The sequence below is a fragment of the Brooklawnia sp. genome (genome assembly GCF_049651565.1).
Classification (GTDB): Bacteria; Actinomycetota; Actinomycetes; order Propionibacteriales; family Propionibacteriaceae; genus Brooklawnia.
The window spans coordinates 1-3,814 of sequence record NZ_JBASCI010000095.1 but is presented as its reverse complement, the minus strand read 5'-3'; the positions used below and the strand labels follow the sequence as shown (position 1 = coordinate 3,814).

Sequence of the window (3,814 nt, the reverse complement as noted above, 5' to 3'; positions counted from 1 at the left end):
GGATTGAGCCGGGCCTCCTCGACGAACGGGCAGGTGCGCAGCAGAATCCCGTCCGGGCGCCGCTGGGGCCCGAAGTCGAGCGCCGCCAGCAGCCGCAGCAACCGCTCCTCAGGGTCCGCACCAGACTCCTCGTCGGTATCCCACCTGGTCAGTTCGCTCGCCCACAGCCGTCCCACCTCCCGGGCCATCGCGGCGTCCCCGGACGCCGACAGCAGGGCCGCGAAGGCGTGGGTCAGTTCCCGGTAGTCGCTGCCCGATCGGCCGGACAGTGCCCGCCGGCCCGCAGGGGTGATCCGGTACCGCCGGGCGGGCCGCCCCCGGCCAATGGGTTGGCCGGACGCGCTCGTCAGCAACTGGTCTGCGGCCAGTGCCTCCAGGTGTGCCCGGCTGGCATTCGGATGGCCGCCGAACTGCTGGGCGACCTGGCTCACCGTCAAGCCGGCCGCGGCGTCCGCCACGATCGCCAGCACCCGGCGCCGGGCAGCGCCCAACTCCCGGGCGGGGGCCGCGACCGGGGCGGGCCCATGGACAGGTTTGCCGTTCACGCGCTCATCCTACTAGATTTGTTACAGTTCATCCCTGTAGATATTCCCCGATAGGAGATAGCCCATGACGACCGAGATCCCCGTCACCGAGGCCAGGCAGGGTGGTTGCCAGTGCGGCGCCTCCCATGAGGCCACTGTAGAACTGGACGCCCGACTTCTGGCCCACGCGATCCGGCACGGGGCCATCCTCGGTGCGCTGAGCAGCCTGAAGCCGGGCGCCGACCTGGTGCTGATCGCGCCGCACGACCCCAAGCCGCTGCTCGCCCAGGTGTCCGACGTGTTCGGTGACACCGTCAAGTACGACTACGTCGACCGCACCCCCGACGCGGTTCGCGTCCGCTTCACCAAGATCAGCGCACTCGCCTGATCATCGGACCTGCCGCGGCCAACGCGATGACCTCCCTGGCAAGCCCGCAGCGTCCGGCCGTCACCCCGGCCGGCGCACCGCGCCGAACCGCCCGCGGACGACTCGTGCTGCTGGCGCTCGGCGGTGTGAGCCTGCTCGCCGGGTTGGACGCGGCACTCCTGCTGGTCGGGGTCTGGGCGCCGGTCGACTCGGCCCGGCTGCCCGGCCTGCACGGCATGGTGATGGTGCTCGGATTCCTGGGCACCGTCATCGCGCTGGAACGAGCCCAGTCGCTGGGACGCCGGTGGGGCTACCTGGCGCCCGCGGTACTCGCGGCCGGCAGCCTGACGCTGGTGGCGGGCGCCCCGCCGCTGCTCGGCAAGCTGCTGCTGGTGCAGGGCTGCCTGCTGTTCATCGCCGTCTACGTCGCCCTGTGGCGGCGCGCACCGGTGGCGATGGTGGCGGTGCAGGTGCTGTCCGCGGTGCTCGCGCTGTGCGCGGCGGCGCTGTGGCTACTGATCGGGGTGGAGAACCTGATCACCTTCCTGATCGGTTTCATTGTGCTCACCATCGGCGCCGAACGCGCCGAACTGGCCCAGATCACCATGGGGCCGAAGGCGCCCGGACGACTGGTTGCGCTGTCGGCCGCCCTGGTCGTCACCACCCTGGCCAGCATGCTCTGGCCAGACCTCGGGATGCGGGCGTTCGGCCTGGTGGTACTGGGGTTCGCGGCCTGGCTGGCCCGCGATGACGTGGCCCGCCGATTCGTCCGCACCGACGGGCTGCGCCGCTACAACGCCGCCGCCCTGCTGGCCGGTTACTCCTGGCTCGGCGTGGTTGGCATCACCTGGCTGGTGGCCGGATTCCCCGCCACCACCACCAGCTACGACATCGTCATCCACGGCACCTTCCTCGGCTTCGCGGTGTCGATGATCATGGCCCACGCGCCGATCATCTTCCCGGCGGTGCTCGGCCGGCCGTTGCCGTACCGCCCGGTCAGCTGGCTGCCGCTGGTGATGCTGCACCTGGGCATGGTGGTGCGCGTCACCGGCGGCCTCACCGGCCGCGACCTGCTCTGGCAGGCCGGATCGGTGATCACCGTGCTCGCCATGGTGGTCTTCCTGATAGTCAGTGTGCTGTTGGTGGTGACCCACGTTGGCCCGAAGCGCAACTAGCCGCGGCACCTGGCCGCTGCGTGACTTCCCGTCGGTGTTCTGGCTGGTCGCCGCCGCGGGCGTGGCCATCGCCCACCGCTGGGTGCCGTCCTCGGACTGGTTGCTGGTGCACCTGGTGCTACTGGGCGCGCTCAGTCACGCCATCCTGGTCTGGAGCTTCTACTTCTGCGAGGCGCTGCTAAGGCTGCCCGCCGCCGAGCACGGCCGGCGCGACCAGTCCCGCCGCATCAGTCTGCTGCTGGTCGGCACGTCGCTGGTGCTGGTCGGCGTCCCGACCGGCATCTGGGGGCTGACACTGGCCGGCGCGGCGCTGGCGATGGTGGCCGTCGGCTGGCACGGCTGGACGATCTTCCGGATGCTGCGCCGGGCGCTGCCCGGCCGGTTCCGGGCCACCATCCGCTACTACATCGCCGCCGCCATCAGCCTCATCCTCGGCGCCTCGTTCGGCGCGACCCTGGCCCGGGTGCCCGACGACCCCTGGCACGGCCGGCTGCTGCTGGCCCACTCGATGTCCAACATCCTCGGCTGGGTCGGTTTCACGGTGATGGGCACCCTGGTCACCTTCTGGCCGACCCTGCTGCGCACCCGGATCGACGACCGCGCCGACCGGTTGGCCCGCCAGGCGTTGCCGGTGCTGGCCGCCGGCCTGGCTCTCGTCATCACCGGTGGCCTGGTTGGGCAGATGTGGCTGGCGGCGGCCGGGTTGGCCGGCTACCTGGCCGGCGTGCTGTGGTGGGGACGCGCTCTCTGGCAGCCACTGCGCACCAAACCGCCGCGTGAGTTCGGGCCCGCATCGGTGGGGGCGGCCCTGCCCTGGGCGGTCGTCGGCCTGGTCTGGGTCGGCGTCCTGCTGGTGCGGTCGGCCGACTGGGCCGCGATCACCGCCCGGTTCTCACCGATCGCCGGGGTCTTCGCGGCCGGGATGGCCGCCCAACTGCTGATCGGGGCCCTGAGCTACCTGATCCCCACCGTGCTGGGTGGCGGGCCAGCCGCAAACCGGGCCGCCTTGGCCTGGTTCAACAAGGGCACCACCATCCGGCTGGTGCTGGTCAACGCCTCGCTGCTGCTCCTGCTGCTCCCGGTGCCCGAGTGGGTGCGCGGCACGGTTTCCCTCGTCGGGCTGGCAGCGCTGGCCGCCTTCGTGCCGCTGATGGTGCTCGGCATCCGCGCCGGCCTGGCCGCCCGGCGAACCCCGGGGCACGACCGCTCGGAAGATTCGGTGGCGCCACCGGTCCAGCCGCCGGAGGAACCGACGAAGGTGTGGTCGAGCGGGCAACTGGTCGCCGCGCTCAGCGTTCTCAGCCTCGCAGTGACCCTCGGCATCGGCGTCGACCCGGCCGCGGCCGGCTTCACCCCGACCGCCCAATGGCCCGGCCGCTCCCAGGTGCAGGCCACCGGGCAGGTCGTGCGGGTCCAGGTGAGCGCGCGGGACATGGTGTTCACCCCCAACCGGGTCACCGTCGACCCCGGTGACCAGGTGGTCATCGAACTGGTGAACGACGACCCCACCAACGTGCACGACCTCACCGTCGGTGGCCGCGCCACCCCACGGCTGATGCCCGGTGAGCGCGCGGAACTCGACCTGGGCGTGATCAGTGAGTCGGTGCAGGGTTGGTGCACCATTGCCGGGCACCGGCAGTTGGGCATGGTCTTCGACGTCGTGGTGGGCGGGCAGGACGCCGCGGCCGACGGCAACGGGACGGACGCCGGGCACGGCCAGCACGGGGCCAGCCAGCACGGCGCCGGCC

The 3,814-nt window shown here is 71.8% G+C and carries 3 protein-coding genes and 1 pseudogene; 3 read left to right on the top strand and 1 reads right to left on the bottom strand.

Annotated elements, in window-relative coordinates:
- Window positions 1-545 (bottom strand): hypothetical protein (locus tag WBL05_RS04490; RefSeq protein WP_424224032.1); only part of this gene is annotated, 545 nt, incomplete at its 3' end.
- 64 nt (window positions 546-609) lie between these two features.
- Here WBL05_RS04490 and WBL05_RS04485 point away from each other — a divergent pair.
- From WBL05_RS04485 to WBL05_RS04475, 3 genes and pseudogenes are all read left to right on the top strand, one after another.
- The gene (locus WBL05_RS04485; RefSeq protein WP_424224031.1) at window positions 610-912 is read left to right on the top strand and encodes a DUF2249 domain-containing protein; all 303 of its coding nucleotides are present in this window, start codon (window positions 610-612) and stop codon (window positions 910-912) included.
- Window positions 913-938: 26 nt separating this feature from the next.
- Window positions 939-2,066, top strand: a complete 1,128-nt coding sequence (locus tag WBL05_RS04480) for a hypothetical protein (RefSeq protein ID WP_424224030.1) — start codon at window positions 939-941, stop codon at window positions 2,064-2,066.
- Window positions 2,047-3,814: pseudogene (locus WBL05_RS04475) on the top strand (multicopper oxidase domain-containing protein); the annotation flags it as partial. The gene WBL05_RS04480 and the pseudogene WBL05_RS04475, both read left to right, overlap by 20 nt.